Below are 18,196 nucleotides of genomic sequence, written 5' to 3'. Positions count from 1 at the left end.
TTAACAAGCTGACGTTGAAAAGCTGAGGTTAAAAAGAAAGGAGCCCAGTTGACAGGAGAAAGCGCAACAGGTTCAGACAGCGCCCCGCTCTCGGCGCCGGCCTGCCTTGAAGGCGTCGCCGAGACGCTTGCCGCCCCGGCGCTGCGCGACCTGGCCTGGCTGTGCCGGGCGCCGGACCTGGTGACTCTGGCCGGCTATCCCGGGCGGCCGGACGGCGACGCGCTGGGGCTTGCCACCTCCGCGGCGCTAAGCGGCTGGCTGGCGCAGCAGACGCCCCGGGCCGGCGAGGCGCAGTGGTCGCGGCTACGCCTGGCGCGCCTGGGGCACTACCACGAAAGGCTCTGGCATTACCTGCTCGACCACGCGCCGCAGACGCGGCTGCTGGCCCACGGCGTGCGGGTGGCGGAGCGGCGCCACACCCTGGGCGAAATGGACATGATCTATCGCACCCGCCGGGACCCGACGCCGATCCACCTGGAAGTGGCGATCAAGTTCTACCTGGGGCTGCCCGAAGGCCCGGGCGCGGCAGCAGGCCAGAGCCGATGGATCGGCCCCGGGGGCTTTGACAGCCTGGCGCTCAAGAGCAGCCACATGGCGCGCCGGCAGCTGGCGTTTTCCGCCACCCCGGCGGCGCGCCGAGCGCTGCGCCACTGGCTCGCCCCCAGAGACGCCGGCGAAGCCTTGACCCCGCCCGGCGCGCAGTTCGCCATGCCGGGCGTATTGTTCTACCCCTTTCACGCGACGCTGCCGGCGCCTGCCGGCAGCACCCCCGAGCACTACCGCGGGCTCTGGTGCTACGCCCGGGACTGGCCGGCGCTCGCCGCCACTCTGCCGCCCTCTGCCCTGGGCACCCGGCTGCCCAAGCCCTGCTGGCTGGCCCCGCCGCCGTTTGCCTCCTTTGTCCCGCTTCGCCAGGCCGCGGACGCTGCGCTTGCCCGGCTGCAAAAAGCGCCGGTGGCGCAGCAGCTGATGCTTTATCTGCCGCCCGGGGGCGAGACCCGGCGGGTATTCATCGTCCCCGACGACTGGCCGCGGCAGATCCCGCTGCCGCCGGCCGGCTGAGCGGAAAAGCTACTGCGTCGGGCGTATGACCACCAGGTTATCCCGGTGGATCAGCGAGCGCGCCTCGACGTAGCCCAAAAGCGCCTCGATCTGGTGGCTGGGCTGGCCGGCGAGCTTGCGCGCCTCGTCGGCGCCGTAGTTGGCAAGCCCCTTGGCGACCAGCGTGCCCTGCTCGTCCACGCAGGCCACCACGTCGCCTCGGCGGAAGGAGCCCTGCACCCGGCGCACGCCCACCGCCAGAAGGCTCGACCCACGCTCGAGCAGCACCTTGACCGCCCCGGCATCCAGCGTCAGCGTGCCGCGCACCTGGAGCTGCCCGGCCAGCCAGCGCTTGCGCGCGGCCAGCGGCGCCTGCCCCGGGCGCAACAGCGTCCCCAGGGTTTCGCCGTCCATCAGCCGGGTCAGCACGTTCGGCTGGCGGCCGCCGGCGATCACCGTCACCGCGCCGGAGCGGGCGGCCAGCCTGGCCGCGCGCACCTTGGTGCTCATGCCGCCGCGCCCCAGCGCACCGCCGTCGCCGGCCACCGCTGCCAGCCGCGGATCGTCGGCGCGGCCTTCGGCAATCAGCGCAGCGTCAGGATTATGCCGCGGGTCGGCGTCGAACAGCCCCTCCTGATCGGTGAGCAGCAAGAGCGCGTCGGCTTCCAGCAGGTTGGCCACCAGCGCGCCCAGGGTGTCGTTATCGCCAAAGCGGATTTCGTCGGTGACCACGGTGTCGTTTTCGTTGATCACCGGCACCACGCGCATTGCCACCAGGGTGCGCAGGGCCGACAGCGCGTTCAGATAGCGCTTGCGGTTGGACAGGTCGTCGTGGGTAAGCAGGATCTGCGCGGTGAGAATATCGTGGCGGGCAAAGTGCTGTTCGTAGCTCTGGGTCAGCCCGTTCTGCCCCACGGCAGCGGCGGCTTGAAGCTCGTGCACTTCGTTGGGGCGCGCCTGCCAGCCCAGCCGCAGCATGCCCGCCGCCACCGCGCCGGACGATACCAGCACCACTTCCACGCCGCGCCGATGCAGCGTGGCAATCTGATCCACCCAGCCGCCGATGGCGGCTTCATCCAGCCCGCGGCCGTCATTGGTCAGAAGCGAACTGCCGATTTTCACCACCACCCGGTGCCCTCGGGATAGCGCCTCGCGCCCCGGCTCCTGCTCATTGCTCACAGCATAGCTCCTTGCCGCTCACCCGGCGTTGAAAGCGCCGCGTCAGGGCGCGTATTCCACTTCCACGTCGTAGTCATCGTCGTCAAAGTCGTCGTCGTCACCGTCTTCGTCCCGGGGCTTGCGCTTGCGGCCCAGGCGAGCCTCGGTGCGCGCCACGGCTTCTTCCTCCATGCGCCGGCGCATGGCTTGCTCCTCGGCGTAGGCGGCTTCGTCCTCGTGCTCCAGGCGCTGCTGCTCTTCGAGCCAGCGGTACACCGCCTGAACCAGCGGCAGGGTTCCGTCCTGGCTGAGGGCCGAGAGGGAATATACCGGTCCTTCCCAGCCGAGCGCCTCGACGATTTCCCGAGCCCGGGCCTCGCGCTCGTCCTCGGGCAGCAGGTCGAACTTGTTGAGCACCAGCCAGCGCGGACGCTCGGCAAGCGCCGGAGAAAACTCGGCAAGCTCCCGGGCGATGGCTTTGGCCGACGCCACCGGGTCGGTGTCATCAAAGGGCGCGACGTCCACCACGTGGAGCAGCAGGCGGGTACGCGTGAGATGCTTGAGAAAGCGCAGCCCCAGCCCGGCCCCTTCCGAGGCGCCTTCGATCAGCCCGGGGATGTCGGCCATGACGAAGTGTTCCTGCGGGCCGAGCTTGACCACCCCGAGGTTGGGCACCAGCGTCGTGAACGGATAGTTGGCCACCTTGGGCTTGGCTGCAGACACCGCGCGGATCAGCGTGGACTTGCCCGCGTTGGGCAGGCCCAGAAGGCCCACGTCGGCCATCACTTTCATTTCAAAGCGCAGGTTGCGCCGCTCGCCGTCGGTACCCGGCGTGGTCCGGCGCGGCGCGCGGTTGGTGGACGACTTGAAGTGGATATTGCCCAGCCCCCGGCGGCCGCCTGCGGCCACCAGCACCACCTGGCCGCCCTCGGTGACGTCGGCGATCACCTCCAGGGTGTCTTCGTCGATCACCGTGGTGCCCACCGGCACCTTGACGTGCAGGTCGTTGCCGGCGCGGCCGCTCATCTGACGGCCCTGGCCGGGGCGGCCGTTTTCCGCCTTGTAAAAGCGCTGGTACTTGAAATCGATCAGGGTATTCAGCGAGTCGTCGCCGATCAGATGGACGCTGCCGCCGTGACCGCCGTCGCCGCCGTCCGGCCCGCCCTTGGGCACGTATTTTTCGCGGCGAAAGCTCAGACAGCCGTTGCCGCCATTTCCCGCCTCGACAATCACCGAGGCTTCGTCGAGAAATTGCATGGTTGTTGCTCCTGGCCGCTCTCGCCGCCGTTTACATCGCTGGATGCCCTCGAGCACCCCTGTGCATTTTGTTGCGACCTGCGCTGTGCTGCAACCGCTGCCCGGCTCAACCCGGGGAGCGCAGACAAAAAAGCCCCGCCGTGGCGGGGCCTGTCGTTCTTTGCCGTCGTTCGTGGCAGCGGCTTTGCTTACGCGGACACGACGCTCACGAACTTGCGGTTCTTCGGACCCTTGGTCTCGAACTTGATCACGCCTTCGTTCAGTGCGAACAGGGTGTGATCCTTGCCGATGCCCACGCCGGTGCCGGCATGAAACTTGGTGCCGCGCTGGCGCACGATGATGTTGCCCGGCGTTGCCGCCTGGCCACCAAAGAGCTTCACGCCAAGGCGCTTGGATTCACTGTCGCGACCGTTACGCGTGGAACCGGCGGCTTTTTTGTGTGCCATGGTTAATACCTCCTAGCAGGGAAACAACCGCTTACGCGGTAATTCCGGTGATCTTGACTTCAGTGTACCACTGGCGATGGCCCTGGCGGGTCATGCTGTGCTTGCGGCGGCGAAACTTGATGATCTTGACCTTGTCTCCGCGGCCGTGATCGACGATCTCCGCCGCCACCTTGGCACCGCTGAGCAGCGGCGCGCCAACCTGGATGTCATCACCGTCGGCCACCAGCATCACCTGGTCAAATTCGATGGTTTCGCCGGTGGGAATTTCCAGCTTCTCGAGCTTGAGCGTCTGGCCTTCCTGAACGCGGTACTGTTTGCCACCGCTCTTGATTACTGCGTACATGTCTCTCTCCGGAACGGATTCTAGTGGCGACGACCGGCGCCGCCGCGCTCATCGCGCCTGGCTCTTGTTCGATACGCGCACAATCGACCTGCGGCGAGTGGCGCCCCTTTTGGCAGCCATCTGACAGGGAGCATGACAAGCGGCCGCGTATTATAGCGACCCCCGCGCGGGCGCACAACCGCCGATCAAGATCAACCGCGGCGGGCCGTTACCTTGACGACCACCCGGCACCCCCATAGCATAAGCATCGTTATCAAGCATCGACCCCCGGCGTGTGCCGTTCATTACCTTCATGCTGCCACCTGCATGAGCCGCGCGCCCGCCTTCACCTCTGCCGCGATGAATGGACCCCATGACCACTGACACCCCAGCTTCCACGCCTGCCAGTTCATCGCCGCTGCACGCCGCGGTGGCCGATGACTTTGCCGCGGTCAACCGCACCATCGTTCAGCAGCTGAGCTCCCGGGTGCCGCTGGTCGAGGCCATCAGCGGCTACATCATCGACAGCGGCGGCAAGCGCCTGCGCCCGCTGCTGGTACTGCTGGCCGCGCGCTCCCTGGGCTATGCCGGCGACAAGCACGTGACGCTCGCCACGCTGATCGAGTTCATGCACACCTCGACGCTTCTGCACGACGACGTGGTGGACGAGTCGCACCTGCGCCGGGGCAAGCAGACCGCCAACGACGCCTGGGGCAACGCGCCTTCGGTGCTGGTGGGGGACTTTCTCTACTCGCGCTCGTTCCAGATGATGGTCGACGTGGGCTCCATGCGGATCATGGAAATTCTCTCCGCCGCCACCTGCATCATCGCCGAGGGCGAAGTTCGCCAGCTGACCAACATCGGCAACCCCTCGGTGAGCGAAGACGACTACTTCGCCACCATCCAGGGCAAGACCGCCCAGCTGTTCGAAGCCGCCTCGCAGACCGGCGCCATCATCGCCGACGCCACCCCGGAGCAGGAGGAAGCGCTCAAGCTTTACGGTCGCTACCTGGGGCTCGCCTTCCAGCTGGTGGACGACCTGCTCGACTACCAGGGCGACGCCGACGCCATGGGCAAGAACGTCGGCGACGATCTCGCCGAAGGCAAGCCTACCCTGCCGCTGTTGCGCGCCATGGAAAAGGGCACTCCGGAGCAGGCCAAGCTGATCCGCCAGGCGATCCGCAAGGGCGGGCTCGACCAGCTCGACGCCGTGCTCGAGATCGTGCGCGCTACCGGCGCGCTGGACTACACCCGAGCGCGCGCCGAAACGATGGCCGAAAAGGCCCTGGCCCAGCTGGCCGCCCTGCCGGAAAGCGAGTTCCGCGACACCATGGAAACGCTCGCCCGCGCCGCCATCGAACGCCAGACCTGACCGCACAGCGCCGCACGGCCAAAAAAGGCTTGAAACACCGCCGCAGGCGGCGTATGATCTGCCACCAGTTGACGGCCACGGCCGACAACGCCTCGGAATATAGCTCAGCTTGGTAGAGCGCTGCCTTCGGGAGGCAGAGGTCGTAGGTTCGAATCCTGCTATTCCGACCAAACATTGAAAAAGGGCTTACGCCACGGCGTAGGCCTTTTTTTGTGCCCGATTGTTACACCCGGCATCCGCCGTTCTCTTGCGGCCGGCACCGCCTGACGATGCCGGCCGGCTCGCTAGCTGGCGGCCATTTTTCCTACAGCAGCTCTTTACGCAGCTGGGCGGGGTCTTTGGGCGACAGCAGGCCCGGGGCCACGTCGAATACCGTGCGGGCGCCGCTCTCGCCGCGCTGGGCCAGGCGATACGCCGCGCGGGCGTAGGCCACCAGCGCGCTGGCGGTGAACTCGGGGTTGCTGCCAAGCGCAAGCGAATATTCGATCGACTGCTTGTTGCCGTCGCCGGTCACGCCGCTGCGAATCACAAAGCCGCCGTGGGGCATGGCGCTGTGATCCCGGGCGAAGGTCTCGTCGTCGATGAAGTGAACTTCGGTGTCGTAGTCGGCGAAGTAGTGGGGCATATTGACGATGGTGTCGCGCACGGTGTCGGCGTCGGCGCCGTCTTCCAGCACCACGTAGCACTCGCGCACGTGCTTTTCCCGGGTGCTGAGCTCGGGCTGCTCGCCGCGGCGCACCCGAGCGATGGCGTCTTCGGAAGGCAGGGTGTACTGCACGCCCTTTTTCACGCCGTCCACGCTGCGCACCGCCTGGGAATGCCCCTGGCTCAGTCCCTTGCCCCAGAAGGAATAGGTTTCGCCCTCGGCCAGCACGGCTTCGCCGAAGGCGCGGTTGAGCGAGAACAGGCCCGGGTCCCAGCCCACTGACATCAAGGCAACGGTGCCGGCCTTTCTGGCCGGCGTATCCAGCGCGGCGTGGTAGTCGTTCACCGTGGCGTGGGTGTCGAAGCTGTCCACGGTGGTGAAAAACTGCGCCAGGTACGGCCCCTGCTCGGGCAGATCGGTCTTGGAGCCGCCGCAAAGCACCATGACATCGATGTCGTCTGCGAAGGTTTCTATCTCGCTCATGGGGTACACCGGCACCTGGCTGTCCAGCGGCGTAACGCTTGCCGAGTCCCGGCGGCTGAATACGCCTACCAGCCGCATGTCGGGGTTTTGCGCAAGAGCGGCTTCAACGCCGCGCCCGAGGTTGCCGTAGCCGGCGATGGCGACTCGAATATGATCGGCCATGTAACACTTTGCCTTTTTGTCGATGAATGGGGGAGCGGGAACTACTCCGTTACGTTGAACACGCTTTTCAAGTAGTGAACGTATTCCGGATCATGAGTGGCGGCCTTGCCCGGCTCGTCGGTGATCTTGGCCACCGGCTGGCCGTTGCACGAGACCATCTTGATGACGATATTCATGGGCGTAACGCCGGGAAGATCGCAGGTCAGATTGGTGCCGATGCCGAAGCTGGTAGAAATACGCCCCTCCAGCTTTTCCTTGATCGCCATGGCGCTATCGAACGTCAGCCCGTCGCTGAAAATCAGCGTTTTGGTTTTGGGGTCGATTCCCAGCGCTTCGTAGTGGCGGATGCATTTCTCGGCAAACTCGAACGGGTCACCGCTGTCGTGGCGCAGGCCGTCGAACAGCTTGGCAAAGTAGAGATCAAAATCCTCGAGGAAGGCATCCAGCGTCACGGTGTCGGTCAGCGCAATGCCCAGATGCCCGCGATACTCCTGCACCCAGGACTCCATGGCGGCGCGCTGGCTGTCTACCAGCCGGCTGCCCAGCTGCTGGTGAGCCATGACCCATTCGTGGGCCATGGTGCCCATGGGCGCAAGGTCGTAGCGCCGGGCGAGGTCCACATTGCTGGTACCCACGAACCGGCCGGGAAACTCCTCGGCCAGCACCTCGACCACGGCCTCCTGCACCGGCTGGGACAGTCGCCGGCGAGTGCCGAAGTCCGCCAGGCGGAAGTTTTCCAGCTGGGCCGGCGTGTAATCCCGGCGCAGAGCGGCAAACTTGCCGCGCAGCCGGGTTACCGCCTGATCCACGGAGGCCTGGGGATAGAGCACCTGGTTACGCACTTCGCTGATAATCGCCAGGATCACGATCTCGAACAGGATGCTGTGCGTCCAGGGACCATCGATGATGATGCACAGATCGCTGCCTTCCATGTAGATGGAAACGTACTCGGGGCAAAAGCGATACAGCTCGAGAAAACGGATGAAATCCGGCGACATATAGACAAAGCTGCCCAGATAGTCGGACTCGGCCGGCGTCAGCGACAGCGAGCGCAGGCTTTCCACCTGGGCGCGTATCTCGCTGAGGTAGGGGCTCAAGTCCTCGGCGTTGCGGCAGCGAAACTCCCACACGACGTTGGCGTTGGCATATTTGTGATGCACCCCCTGCATCATGGTGAGCTTGTACCAGTCGGTATCCAGAAGCGAAGTAATGACCTGTTCCGGCGCGCGGTAGGTGGCCGCCATGCGAGAGACTCCCTGATAGTGACAGTTGACGGTAACGATGCCGGTGACGGTGCCGCTACTCGGACTCGCTGCCGTCATGATAGACGTGCAGTAACCATAATATGGCGTGTGATTAAAACATGGCGTAGCGCAGCGCGGTGGCTAGCCTGCACGGTGACGTCCGGGCGGCGCGGGGGAGGCGTCGCCGGAATCGGCCGCGGACGGGTCGCGACGTTCGCCGGTGAGACGGTACCACTCGGCCTTGTCCAGATAGTGCAAGCACCAGCGGGAGAGCGCGGCCGCGGCCTCTTCGGCACTGTACTGGTTGCTGCGATAGCAGCCGGCAATATCCAGCAGGTCCTGACGCGCCGTGCGTGCCCGGGCACAGCCGCCGTGAACGTTGGCCAGCGGACGGCGCGGGTCGTAGGCCGCGTTGGTCAACGCGGTCAGCCAATAGCCCAGCTCGTGGGCCTGTATCCCACCGTAAACTGCCACCTGCCTGCTCTCCTTTGCCATTAACGCTGCCATGGACATGAGGCCATGCAAGCACCCTAGCCTGCCCGATTCAGGCGCTATTGTCATCTACTCCGCAGCCGGTAGCCGTCAGCGCCGGCGCCTGCCAGCGCTGCGCCCAGCGGCGCTTGGCGGCGGGGCTCTGCTGCTTGAGCGCGTATTCGGCCCGGCTGGCCGCAGCGCGCCCGGCGAAGGGCTGGGCGCCCAGCAGCGCCACCGGCGGATTGGCCCGGGTATAGCGCGCACCCTTGCCGGCGCAGTGGGCGCGGTAGCGTCGGCACAAATCGTTGGTAATGCCGACGTAGGTGCCGCGCCGGCACTCCAGCAGATAGAGATACCAGGTCGCCGCAGCGGGAACGCCACCCCGGCTCATGTCTCGCCACCGGTTTCGTCTTTCTGTTCCAGCGCCCGGCCCATGCGCCCCAGAAAGTCCAGGCAGGCGGCGAGCTGCTCCTTTTGGACGTACTCATCGGGCTGGTGGGCCTGGGCGATGCTGCCCGGGCCCAGAATCAGCGTCTCGAGCCCCGCTTCCTGAAACTGTCCCGCCTCGGTGGCGTAAGCCACGGCGTGGCGCCCGCAGGCCTCGGGCAGGTGAGCCTCGACCAGCGCCAGCACCCGGCGGTTGTCGCGGTCGGCAAGCCCGGGCACGGTCACGTTGAGCGCCTTCGTGTCGATCGCCAGCGGCTTGCCGGCCGCTTCTGTCTCGCGGATCAACGCCTCGCAGCGCGCCTCGAAGCGTTGGTAAAGCGCCTCGAAGGTATCGCTTGGCAAATGGCGAATCTCCCACTCGAAGGTGCACTCCCGGGCGGTAATGTTGATCGCGGTGCCGCCCTGTATCCTGCCCACGTGCAGGCTGGAATGCGCCACGTTGAAGGCGTCATCCACCCGGCCTTCCGCCACCAGCTCGGCCATGGTGTCCTCGATAAAGGTCACCAGCCGGGCGGCCACGTGAACCGCCGACACGCCCTGATCCACCTGGCTGCTGTGCGCCTCCTGCCCGGTGACCGTGGTGCGCAGGTTGGTGGCGCCCTTCTGCGCCACTACCGGCCGCATGGCCGTCGGCTCGCCGACAATGACGTGAACGCCTGACGCCTGGGGGTAGCGCTGCATGAAGCCTGCGATCAGCGCCGGCGCCCCCACGCAGCCGACTTCTTCATCGTAGGAAAACGCCAGATAAATCGGCCGCTCGAGTTCGGCCCTTGTCCAATCGGGCACCCGGGACAGCACGCAGGCAATAAAGCCTTTCATATCGCAGGTGCCGCGCCCGTAAAGCCGCTCGCCGCCGCCTGCGCGCAGCGTGAAAGGGTCGCTCGACCACGGCTGGCCTGCGACGGGCACCACGTCGGTATGGCCGGACAGCATCACCCCGCCCGGCGCGTCGGGGCCGATGCGCGCCATGAGGTTGGCCTTTTCCCCGCAGGGGCTCGTCACCCGCTCGGCGGACACGCCGTAGCGCGCCAGGTACGCCTCGACGTACTCGATCAGCGCCAGGTTGGAACGGTGCGACGTGGTATCGAACGCCACCAGGTCCTCAAGCAACGCCACTGCCTGCTGCATGCCTCACTCCGGTTAGCCCAATGTCTTCGCCAGAGCCTACCATTCGCGCCTCGGTGCGCCTACGCCGGCCGCTACCGGCTGCTTTCTTTTCGCACCCGGCACAATATCGCCTACACTACTCAGGAATTACTGCTTCGGCACGCCTTGGCACCCATTGCGATCGACACAAACCAACAGGATTACCCATGCCCCGCTTCTTGCTTTCTGCCGCTACCGCCGGGCTCGTTTTCGCCTGTGTCAGCCTGCCGGCCCAGGCCGCGACCGATATCCAGTGGTGGCACGCCATGAACGGCAAGCGTGGCACCATTCTTGAGGAAATGGCCCAGGAGTTTAACCGCTCCCAGGAAGACTACCGCGTGATCACCAGCTTTCGCGGCGCCGGCAACAAGGCCGTCACCAAGGCCATTGAGGCCATTCGTGGCGACGGCCAGCCGCATATTCTTCAGGTGCCCGATGCGGGCACGGGCACCATGATGCAAAACGACGAGAACATCATTTACCCGCTGCATGAGCTGATGGAGGAACACGGCGAGCCCCTCGATACAGAGGCCTTCCTCCCGGCGATTGTGGCCTATTACCGCGACGCCCAGGGGCGCATGCCGTCGTTCCCGCTGAACGTCTCCACGCCGATCATGTATTACAACCGCGACGTGTTCAAAGAAGCGGAGCTCGATCCGGACGAGCCGCCCACCACCTGGTACGGGGTGGCCCAGGCCGCGACGGCCATTACCAACTCGGGCGCCGCCGAATGCGGCTTTACCGCCGCCAAACCCAGCTGGACCCTGCTGGAAAACCTCTCCGCCGTGCACAACCTGGCGCTGGCCACGCAGCAAAACGGCTTTGGCGGGCTGGACGCCAAGCTTGAGTTCAACAACGAGACGGTGGCGCGCCACTGGGACAATCTCCACATCTGGCAGGGTAGCGACGTCTTCCGCTGGAGCGGCGCCGATGAAGGTTCCAACGCCGAGCCGATGTTTTACGCCCAGGCCTGCGCCATGCTGCTTGGCTCCTCGGCGGCCCGGGCCGACGTGGCAAACAACGCCAGCTTTGACGTTGGCTACGCCCGGCAACCCTATTACGACGACGTGGAAGGCGCCCCGCAAAACGCCATCCTCGGCGGCTCGTCGCTGTGGGTCATGCGCGGCCACAGCGACGCGGAATACGACGCCGTCGCGGCCTTTTTCGACTATTTGTCAAAGCCTGGCGTGCAGGCCAAGTGGCATCAGAAAACCGGCTACCTGCCCATTACCCAGGCCGCCCGAAAACAGGGCGAAGAGCAGGGGTTCTACAAGGCCAACCCCGGTGCCTCGGTGGCCTTCGAGCAGCTGACACAAAAGCCGCCCACGGACAACGCCAGGGGCACACGCCTTGGCAACTTCATGGAGATCCGCCAGGTCATCATCGAAGAAATGAAAGCCGTCATGGACGGCGACAAGAACGGCGAAGAAGCCACGGATGACGCCGTGAGCCGCGGCAACCAGCTGTTGCGCGACTTCGAAGCCGACAACGCCGAAGCCGACAACGCCTAGGCCTGCCGGGCCTTGCCCGGACTGCTTGGCAGCTCTCGACGAACCCGCTAGGGTTTGGGCAAGGCTGAACAACGCGCCGGCGGCTTTGTCGCCGGCACTCGGCTCATCGGGTTTCACTGCGGAGCGACCATGATTACCGTTTATCTCTCCCACGGCCTGGAAAGCGGGCCCGGCGCCCTCAAGGTACAGGCCCTCAAGGGCGTTGCCGAGCGGCTCGACAACGTCGACACGGTGGTCATGGACTACCGCCAGCAGCCCGATCCTCGCGATCGCCTGGAACACCTGCGCCAAACCCTTGCCGAGCGCGGCGACGACCCCGCCCGCTGCGTCATGGCCGGGTCCAGCCTTGGCGGCTGGGTCAGCGCCATGCTGGGGGCCGAACACGCCGTGCTGGGCTGCTTCCTGCTGGCGCCGGCGCTGGGCATAGCCGCCTACCCGGAAACCTCACCGGTGCTCAAGGCCCGCGTCTGCCACCTTGTCCACGGCTGGCAGGACGACGTCGTGGCTCCCGGGCCGGTGATCGACTATGCCCGGGAGCAGCGCCTGTCGCTGCGGCTGCTCGACGACGACCACCGCCTGCACGCAAGCCTGTCGATCATCCTCGACGATTTCGAACGCTTCCTGCATCACTGCCAGGCGCTTGCCGGCTGCGAGTGACCCGGCTTCGCCTTTTATTCCAAGGACGCGCCATGCGCCGACTACGCCTTTTCACGCTGGGGCTCATGCTCGCGGCCCTTACCCCACCCGCCCTTGCCGAGGGCTGCCTGGCACCGGGCGACTGGTGGCAGCACGGTAGCGTCACCGAGGCCTCCCGGGTCATGGCCCGAGCCGCCGCCCAGGACGTGGTGCTGATCGGCGAGCGTCATGACCAGATGGCCGATCATCGCTTCGAACTCCATACCCTGGCCGGGCTTGCCGCCCACCGCGACGACATAGTGATCGGGCTTGAGATGCTGCCCCGCCGCGCCCAGCCGGCGCTCGATGCCTGGGTCAACGGCGAGCTGAGCGAGGACGAACTGCTGCGCCAAAGCCGCTGGGACGAGACCTGGGGCTTTGAGGCGGCCATGTACCTGCCGATCTTCCACTTCGCGCGGATGAACCGCATTCCGCTGGTGGCGCTGAATATTGCCCCCGAGCTTCGCCGCCGGCTCGCTGACGAAGGCTTTGACGCCGTGCCTCCTGCCGAGCGCCACGGCATTGCCCCGCCGGCGGCCCCCAGCCCGGCCTATCGCCAGCGCCTGCGCGCGGTTTACGACGCCCACCCGCTGGAGCGGCCGTTTACCACCTTTCTGCGCGCCCAGCTTGCCTGGGATACCGCCATGGCTGACGCCCTTGCCCGGGCCAGCGCCGGTGGCAAGCTGGCCGTGGGCATCATGGGCAGAGGGCACATGCAGCACCGCGACGGCGTGGCCCACCAGCTCGACAAACGCGGCGTGCATCACCAGATGACGCTGCTGCCGGTACCCGCCGATAGCTGCCGGCCGCAGACCCCCGGGCTTGCCGATGCGCTCTATATGCTCGAAGCCTCTCCCGCGCCGAAGGCCGGCTTCATGGAGCGGCTGGATACCGGCTAGCCGCCCGGCGCCACGCGCACCTCGAGCTCCGGCGTGCGGTGGCGAACGCGCTGCCGGGCATCCAGCAGCTCGGCCTGCAGGCGGTGTTCGCCGGGTGCCAGCCGCGGCACCCAGAACGCGTCGCTGCGCAGCGCCGACTGGCTCAGGCTGCCGTCCACCAGCAGGCGGACCCGGTGGTCGTCGCGCAGCGCCGGGCGCACCTCCACCTCTACCGGAAACGGCGCGGCGGGCAGGGTCGCCGTGCTGGCCGGCCGAGCGATCACAAAGCGGTCGTAAGGCATGAACGGTGCGCCCGGCGATGGCTCGGCCGAGGGCTTTTCCGGCGTCGAGGCGCTGACGCCCTGCAGCGGCTTGAGCGTTACCTCGCGGCCGCCGCTGTCGGCGTCGTCGGTGAACGTCACGTTGCCCGCCTCGTCCACCACTCGGTACACCGTTTGCGCCTGAAGCGGCCCCCAGGCAAGCGCCGCCATCAGCATGCCCACAAGCCACCCGACTCGCTGCTGCCTCATTGCGTCCCTACCTCAAATGATTGTCTCACCTCAAACAAAAGCGCCTGCCCAGCGGGCAGGCGCGTCATCAGCCGACGGTCGGCAAACCTTAACAGCTGCAGTCAATCACTTAACAGCTATAGTACAGCTCGAACTCCACGGGATGGGTAGTCATGCGCAGGTAGTCCACATCCTCACTCTTGAGAGCGATATAGGCATCGATCATGCCGTCGCTAAACACCCCGCCCTCGGTCAGAAAAGCCCGGTCTTCATCCAGCGCTTCCAGCGCCTGCTCCAGGCTGGTGGCCACGGTGGGCACCTGCTTGCCTTCTTCCGGCGGCAGGTCGTAGAGGTTCTTGTCCATGGCATCGCCGGGGTGGATCTGGTTCTTGATGCCGTCGATCCCCGCCATCAGCATCGCTGCAAAGCACAGGTAGGGGTTGGCCGTGGGGTCGGGGAAGCGCAGCTCCACCCGCTTGCCCTTGGGGTTGGCGGTGTAGGGGATGCGGATCGAGGCCGAACGATTGCGCGCGCTGTAGGCCAGCATCACCGGCGCCTCAAAGCCCGGCACCAGCCGCTTGTAGGAGTTGGTCGCCGCGTTGGTGAAAGCGTTCAGCGCCCGGGCGTGCTTGATGATGCCGCCGATATAATAAAGCGCCATCTCCGAAAGCCCGGCGTACTCGTCCCCGGCAAACTGGTTGTCGCCATCTTTCCAGAACGACTGGTGCACGTGCATGCCCGAGCCGTTATCGCCCACCAGCGGCTTGGGCATGAAGGTGGCGGTCCGGCCGTAGGCGTGGGCCACGTTGTGGATCACATACTTCAGTTCCTGAACTTCGTCGGCCTTCTTCACCAGGGTGTTGAACTTGACGCCGATCTCGTTCTGCCCGGCAGTGCCCACCTCGTGGTGGTGAACTTCCACGCCCTGGCCGATGGACTCCAGAGTGTTGCACATGGCGCCGCGGATATCGTGGAAGCTGTCCACCGGCGGTACGGGAAAGTAGCCGCCCTTCACCCGCGGACGATGGCCCAGGTTACCGCCTTCGATCGCGTGATCGGCCGACCATGCCGCCTCTTCCGAGGTGATCTTGTACATTGAGCCCTGGATGTCGGTTTTCCAGTGCACCTCGTCAAAGATGAAAAACTCCGGCTCCGGGCCGAAAAACGCCGTATCGCCAAGGCCGGTGGACTGAAGGTATGCCTCGGCGCGCTTGGCGATGGAGCGCGGGTCGCGGTCGTACCCCTGCATGGTGGCCGGCTCGATAATGTCGCAGCGCAGCACCAGGGTGGTATCTTCGGTGAACGGGTCCAGGTAGGCCGTGCCGTCTTCCGGGCGCAGCACCATGTCGGACTCGTTGATGCCCTTCCAGCCGGCCATCGATGAGCCGTCGAACATCTGGCCGTCTTCAAAAAAATCTTCGTCCACGTCACGCGCCGGAATGGTCACATGCTGCTCCTTGCCGAGGGTGTCGGTAAAGCGCAGATCGATCCATATCACATCGTGCTCTTCGATCAGGGCGAGCGTCTTGGCTGACATTATTGTCTCCGGATAAGCATCACTTAGCTTGAAAAAGAGCCGCCGGGCGCGGTGCCACGGGCAGACGATGACTATTTTGCAGCACACCGCCACCGAGCGCCCCATACATGTTCAGGCGGCAAAAACGCAGACATTGTTTCAGGTGCTCAAAAAAATTGCACGTGGGAGCTAACGCAACAAAATCGCACTAACTAACTGTTACCCCGCAAATGCAGGGATCTTCTTCGCGACCCGCCCTGGCCGTGTGGATAGAAACGGGCTACCCCCGCAAGCGCGAGGATCGAGACAAGCATACCGCGCCGCCGCTGTCGTACAACGGTCCATCCCCACGAGTGCGGGGACCAGGCCCGTATAGCCGATTGTAGCGGTTTCCTGCGCGGATCAGCCCCGCGGGTGCGGGGACCGGTTCAGTCCCCGCGCCAGCACGGCGCAATATAGCGGATCAGCCCCGCGGGTGCGGGGACCGGCGCATATTTATGGGCAGCAAAAGCAGCGGCCACGGATCAGCCCCGCGGGTGCGGGGACCGGTTCAGTCCCCGCGCCAGCACGGCGCAATATAGCGGATCAGCCCCGCGGGTGCGGGGACCGGGCGGCGAGTCTCCGCGTGCTCGGAGACGATCACGGATCAGCCCCGCGGGTGCGGGGACCGGAGCACCGTTAACGACTTGCTGACGGAAAATCCCGGATCAGCCCCGCGGGTGCGGGGACCGGACAGCAAAGGAGACAGCAGCATGATCGAGCAGCGGATCAGCCCCGCGGGTGCGGGGACCGGGAACGCCTCACGCATTCCGACCAGGTGCGTCGCGGATCAGCCCCGCGGGTGCGGGGACCGGGTAATCCCCCGCCGCCCAAGCGGGGGCGTCATCGGATCAGCCCCGCGGGTGCGGGGACCGGTGATACTCGGTCTCGCTCTCTACCGTGTCAGCCGGATCAGCCCCGCGGGTGCGGGGACCGGCGCTATTTATCGGCACGACTGAGCACTCTTCGCGGATCAGCCCCGCGGGTGCGGGGACCGGAACGCCCGCCCCGACCCGCTCCTCACCTCACTGCGGATCAGCCCCGCGGGTGCGGGGACCGGGACGTGGTGACGCTGGACGGCAAGGGCTGGCGCGGATCAGCCCCGCGGGTGCGGGGACCGGTGCCGGCCAGCCCGCCTATGGTCGAGCCGGTGCGGATCAGCCCCGCGGGTGCGGGGACCGGGCAGCAGCGCCCGTCTCCACAATGGAATCATGCGGATCAGCCCCGCGGGTGCGGGGACCGGGATGCTCATTGGGTGGCCTCCATGCGGGCGATCGGATCAGCCCCGCGGGTGCGGGGACCGGTCCATGCTCCTCGACTTCGCTTCCCAGACCTACGGATCAGCCCCGCGGGTGCGGGGACCGGGTTGCCGAGCCCACCTTGACGGCCTGAGTCAACGGATCAGCCCCGCGGGTGCGGGGACCGGGGCTGGGAGCCCGTTCAGCGTGACGGTTAAGCCGGATCAGCCCCGCGGGTGCGGGGACCGGGGTTTCAGCTATAGGCCAGCCTGAGCCTACCCCGGATCAGCCCCGCGGGTGCGGGGACCGGGGTTTCAGCTATAGGCCAGCCTGAGCCTACCCCGGATCAGCCCCGCGGGTGCGGGGACCGGGTCAGGCCGGTGCTGGTATGGATGGGCTCCTGCGGATCAGCCCCGCGGGTGCGGGGACCGGTGCAGGGTGTCGCGCATCGAGCATGGTAGCGACGGATCAGCCCCGCGGGTGCGGGGACCGGCGTTTATTGATGCTGCGGTGGCCAATGGCGCGCGGATCAGCCCCGCGGGTGCGGGGACCGGTCGGTGCCCATGAACGTGACCTGACCGGTGATCGGATCAGCCCCGCGGGTGCGGGGACCGGCCATAGAACCGGCCTCTCCCTGTGGACCCTCTCGGATCAGCCCCGCGGGTGCGGGGACCGGGTACCGCCAATGGTGGTCACACGGGGGATACCTGGATCAGCCCCGCGGGTGCGGGGACCGGGTCAGGCCGGTGCTGGTATGGATGGGCTCCTGCGGATCAGCCCCGCGGGTGCGGGGACCGGTGCAGGGTGTCGCGCATCGAGCATGGTAGCGACGGATCAGCCCCGCGGGTGCGGGGACCGGCGTTTATTGATGCTGCGGTGGCCAATGGCGCGCGGATCAGCCCCGCGGGTGCGGGGACCGGTCGGTGCCCATGAACGTGACCTGACCGGTGATCGGATCAGCCCCGCGGGTGCGGGGACCGGCCATAGAACCGGCCTCTCCCTGTGGACCCTCTCGGATCAGCCCCGCGGGTGCGGGGACCGGGGTTACTCCTCGTCCAGCTTGGCGGTCTCGTACGGATCAGCCCCGCGGGTGCGGGGACCGGTCAACCACCGGGCGCACCTTGCCCTGGTAGATCGGATCAGCCCCGCGGGTGCGGGGACCGGAACATCAACCCGTTTGTGTTTGAGGAAATGATCGGATCAGCCCCGCGGGTGCGGGGACCGGGCTTTCACGGCGGCGACCAAGGCGCTGGATCTCGGATCAGCCCCGCGGGTGCGGGGACCGGCAGGCCCGCGCCGAGATCGAGCATGCCGCGTTCGGATCAGCCCCGCGGGTGCGGGGACCGGGCGAGAAATCGTACAAACGACGAGCAAAGCGCCGGATCAGCCCCGCGGGTGCGGGGACCGGGCATAGTCGCGCTCTGGCACGATCACCGCGCCCGGATCAGCCCCGCGGGTGCGGGGACCGGACCGTGATTCTGTTTTCACCGACACCATCCAGCGGATCAGCCCCGCGGGTGCGGGGACCGGGAGGTGTTGGGGCAGAGCGTGGTGTTTCCCGCCGGATCAGCCCCGCGGGTGCGGGGACCGGGAACTGGTCAGCCTGCAAACGCCTATTTCTATCGGATCAGC

The 18,196-nt window shown here is 66.5% G+C and carries 16 protein-coding genes, 1 tRNA gene and 1 CRISPR repeat array (1 of these 18 running past the window's edge); of the genes, 6 read left to right on the top strand and 11 right to left on the bottom strand.

Features of this window, described 5'->3' with window-relative positions; all coding sequences use genetic code 11:
• Positions 1-48: 48 nt before the first annotated feature.
• Entirely contained in the window at positions 49-1,062 is a 1,014-nt protein-coding gene (locus P1P91_RS02565; protein ID WP_311884314.1) for a DUF1853 family protein, read from the top strand.
• A 9-nt stretch (positions 1,063-1,071) separates the two neighbouring features.
• On the opposite strand, the gene proB is transcribed toward P1P91_RS02565, so the two are convergent.
• From proB to rplU, 4 genes are all read right to left on the bottom strand, one after another.
• The gene (gene proB, locus P1P91_RS02560; RefSeq protein ID WP_311884313.1) at positions 1,072-2,220 is read right to left on the bottom strand and encodes a glutamate 5-kinase; all 1,149 of its coding nucleotides are present in this window, start codon (positions 2,218-2,220) and stop codon (positions 1,072-1,074) included.
• Positions 2,221-2,262: 42 nt separating this feature from the next.
• The gene (cgtA, locus tag P1P91_RS02555) at positions 2,263-3,456 is read right to left on the bottom strand and encodes an Obg family GTPase CgtA (RefSeq protein ID WP_311884312.1); all 1,194 of its coding nucleotides are present in this window, start codon (positions 3,454-3,456) and stop codon (positions 2,263-2,265) included.
• A 188-nt stretch (positions 3,457-3,644) separates the two neighbouring features.
• Positions 3,645-3,902 carry a 50S ribosomal protein L27 gene (gene rpmA, locus P1P91_RS02550; protein WP_311884311.1) on the bottom strand — a complete coding sequence of 86 codons (258 nt, stop codon included), beginning with the start codon at positions 3,900-3,902 and terminating at the stop codon, positions 3,645-3,647.
• A 31-nt stretch (positions 3,903-3,933) separates the two neighbouring features.
• A complete protein-coding gene (gene rplU / locus P1P91_RS02545; RefSeq protein WP_311884310.1) occupies positions 3,934-4,245 on the bottom strand; it encodes a 50S ribosomal protein L21 in 312 nt (103 codons plus the stop codon).
• A gap of 352 nt (positions 4,246-4,597) precedes the next feature.
• Between rplU and ispB the strand changes: the two genes are divergently transcribed.
• Positions 4,598-5,596, top strand: coding sequence for an octaprenyl diphosphate synthase (ispB, locus tag P1P91_RS02540; protein ID WP_311884309.1), 999 nt, complete (start codon positions 4,598-4,600; stop codon positions 5,594-5,596).
• A 93-nt stretch (positions 5,597-5,689) separates the two neighbouring features.
• A tRNA-Pro gene (locus P1P91_RS02535) sits at positions 5,690-5,766 on the top strand.
• Positions 5,767-5,900: 134 nt separating this feature from the next.
• Here P1P91_RS02535 and P1P91_RS02530 read toward each other — a convergent pair.
• The 5 genes from P1P91_RS02530 to argE form a co-directional block, all read right to left on the bottom strand.
• A complete protein-coding gene (locus P1P91_RS02530; RefSeq protein WP_311884308.1) occupies positions 5,901-6,887 on the bottom strand; it encodes a diaminopimelate dehydrogenase in 987 nt (328 codons plus the stop codon).
• 41 nt (positions 6,888-6,928) lie between these two features.
• On the bottom strand, positions 6,929-8,209 hold the full coding sequence (pncB, locus tag P1P91_RS02525; RefSeq protein ID WP_407650573.1) for a nicotinate phosphoribosyltransferase: 1,281 nt from the start codon (positions 8,207-8,209) through the stop codon (positions 6,929-6,931).
• Positions 8,210-8,272: 63 nt separating this feature from the next.
• A complete protein-coding gene (locus P1P91_RS02520; protein ID WP_311884306.1) occupies positions 8,273-8,605 on the bottom strand; it encodes a hypothetical protein in 333 nt (110 codons plus the stop codon).
• A gap of 70 nt (positions 8,606-8,675) precedes the next feature.
• Positions 8,676-8,996 (bottom strand): GIY-YIG nuclease family protein, encoded by a 321-nt coding sequence (locus P1P91_RS02515; protein WP_311884305.1) that lies wholly within the window; start codon positions 8,994-8,996, stop codon positions 8,676-8,678.
• Positions 8,993-10,180: an acetylornithine deacetylase gene (gene argE / locus P1P91_RS02510; RefSeq protein ID WP_311884304.1), complete on the bottom strand. Its 1,188-nt coding sequence runs from the start codon at positions 10,178-10,180 to the stop codon at positions 8,993-8,995. The genes P1P91_RS02515 and argE overlap by 4 nt, the downstream gene beginning before the upstream one ends.
• Before the next feature lie 185 nt (positions 10,181-10,365).
• Between argE and ugpB the strand changes: the two genes are divergently transcribed.
• The 3 genes from ugpB to P1P91_RS02495 all read left to right on the top strand — a co-directional run bounded on the left by ugpB (position 10,366) and on the right by P1P91_RS02495 (position 13,283).
• On the top strand, positions 10,366-11,709 hold the full coding sequence (ugpB, locus tag P1P91_RS02505) for a sn-glycerol-3-phosphate ABC transporter substrate-binding protein UgpB (protein ID WP_311884303.1): 1,344 nt from the start codon (positions 10,366-10,368) through the stop codon (positions 11,707-11,709).
• 129 nt (positions 11,710-11,838) lie between these two features.
• Positions 11,839-12,366 (top strand): YqiA/YcfP family alpha/beta fold hydrolase, encoded by a 528-nt coding sequence (locus P1P91_RS02500; protein WP_311884302.1) that lies wholly within the window; start codon positions 11,839-11,841, stop codon positions 12,364-12,366.
• A gap of 32 nt (positions 12,367-12,398) precedes the next feature.
• Positions 12,399-13,283, top strand: a complete 885-nt coding sequence (locus tag P1P91_RS02495) for a ChaN family lipoprotein (protein ID WP_311884301.1) — start codon at positions 12,399-12,401, stop codon at positions 13,281-13,283.
• Here the strand turns inward: P1P91_RS02495 and P1P91_RS02490 are convergent.
• Together P1P91_RS02490 and glnA are read right to left on the bottom strand one after the other, a co-directional pair.
• Positions 13,280-13,792, bottom strand: coding sequence for a DUF4124 domain-containing protein (locus P1P91_RS02490; protein WP_311884300.1), 513 nt, complete (start codon positions 13,790-13,792; stop codon positions 13,280-13,282). The two genes, P1P91_RS02495 and P1P91_RS02490, sit on opposite strands and share 4 nt — an antisense overlap.
• 109 nt (positions 13,793-13,901) lie before the next feature.
• Positions 13,902-15,308, bottom strand: coding sequence for a glutamate--ammonia ligase (gene glnA / locus P1P91_RS02485; protein ID WP_311884298.1), 1,407 nt, complete (start codon positions 15,306-15,308; stop codon positions 13,902-13,904).
• Between the two features lie 377 nt (positions 15,309-15,685).
• A CRISPR array of direct repeats spans positions 15,686-18,196; the repeat unit is 29 nt; unit sequence CGGATCAGCCCCGCGGGTGCGGGGACCGG; it runs 142 nt beyond the window's last position.

The organism is Halomonas piscis (assembly GCF_031886125.1).
GTDB lineage: Bacteria > Pseudomonadota > Gammaproteobacteria > Pseudomonadales > Halomonadaceae > Vreelandella > Vreelandella piscis.
This window is presented reverse-complemented; position numbering and strand designations above follow the sequence as displayed.

Excerpts from the sequence above, each read along its gene's own strand:
- cgtA (WP_311884312.1), bottom strand. The coding sequence starts at position 3,456 with ATGCAATTTCTCGACGAAGCCTCGGTGATTGTCGAGGCGGGAAATGGC.
- rpmA (WP_311884311.1), bottom strand. The coding sequence starts at position 3,902 with ATGGCACACAAAAAAGCCGCCGGTTCCACGCGTAACGGTCGCGACAGT.
- rplU (WP_311884310.1), bottom strand. The coding sequence starts at position 4,245 with ATGTACGCAGTAATCAAGAGCGGTGGCAAACAGTACCGCGTTCAGGAA.
- ispB (WP_311884309.1), top strand. The coding sequence starts at position 4,598 with ATGACCACTGACACCCCAGCTTCCACGCCTGCCAGTTCATCGCCGCTG.
- P1P91_RS02530 (WP_311884308.1), bottom strand. The coding sequence starts at position 6,887 with ATGGCCGATCATATTCGAGTCGCCATCGCCGGCTACGGCAACCTCGGG.
- pncB (WP_407650573.1), bottom strand. The coding sequence starts at position 8,209 with ATGACGGCAGCGAGTCCGAGTAGCGGCACCGTCACCGGCATCGTTACC.
- P1P91_RS02515 (WP_311884305.1), bottom strand. The coding sequence starts at position 8,996 with ATGAGCCGGGGTGGCGTTCCCGCTGCGGCGACCTGGTATCTCTATCTG.
- argE (WP_311884304.1), bottom strand. The coding sequence starts at position 10,180 with ATGCAGCAGGCAGTGGCGTTGCTTGAGGACCTGGTGGCGTTCGATACC.
- ugpB (WP_311884303.1), top strand. The coding sequence starts at position 10,366 with ATGCCCCGCTTCTTGCTTTCTGCCGCTACCGCCGGGCTCGTTTTCGCC.
- P1P91_RS02500 (WP_311884302.1), top strand. The coding sequence starts at position 11,839 with ATGATTACCGTTTATCTCTCCCACGGCCTGGAAAGCGGGCCCGGCGCC.
- P1P91_RS02495 (WP_311884301.1), top strand. The coding sequence starts at position 12,399 with ATGCGCCGACTACGCCTTTTCACGCTGGGGCTCATGCTCGCGGCCCTT.
- P1P91_RS02490 (WP_311884300.1), bottom strand. The coding sequence starts at position 13,792 with ATGAGGCAGCAGCGAGTCGGGTGGCTTGTGGGCATGCTGATGGCGGCG.
- glnA (WP_311884298.1), bottom strand. The coding sequence starts at position 15,308 with ATGTCAGCCAAGACGCTCGCCCTGATCGAAGAGCACGATGTGATATGG.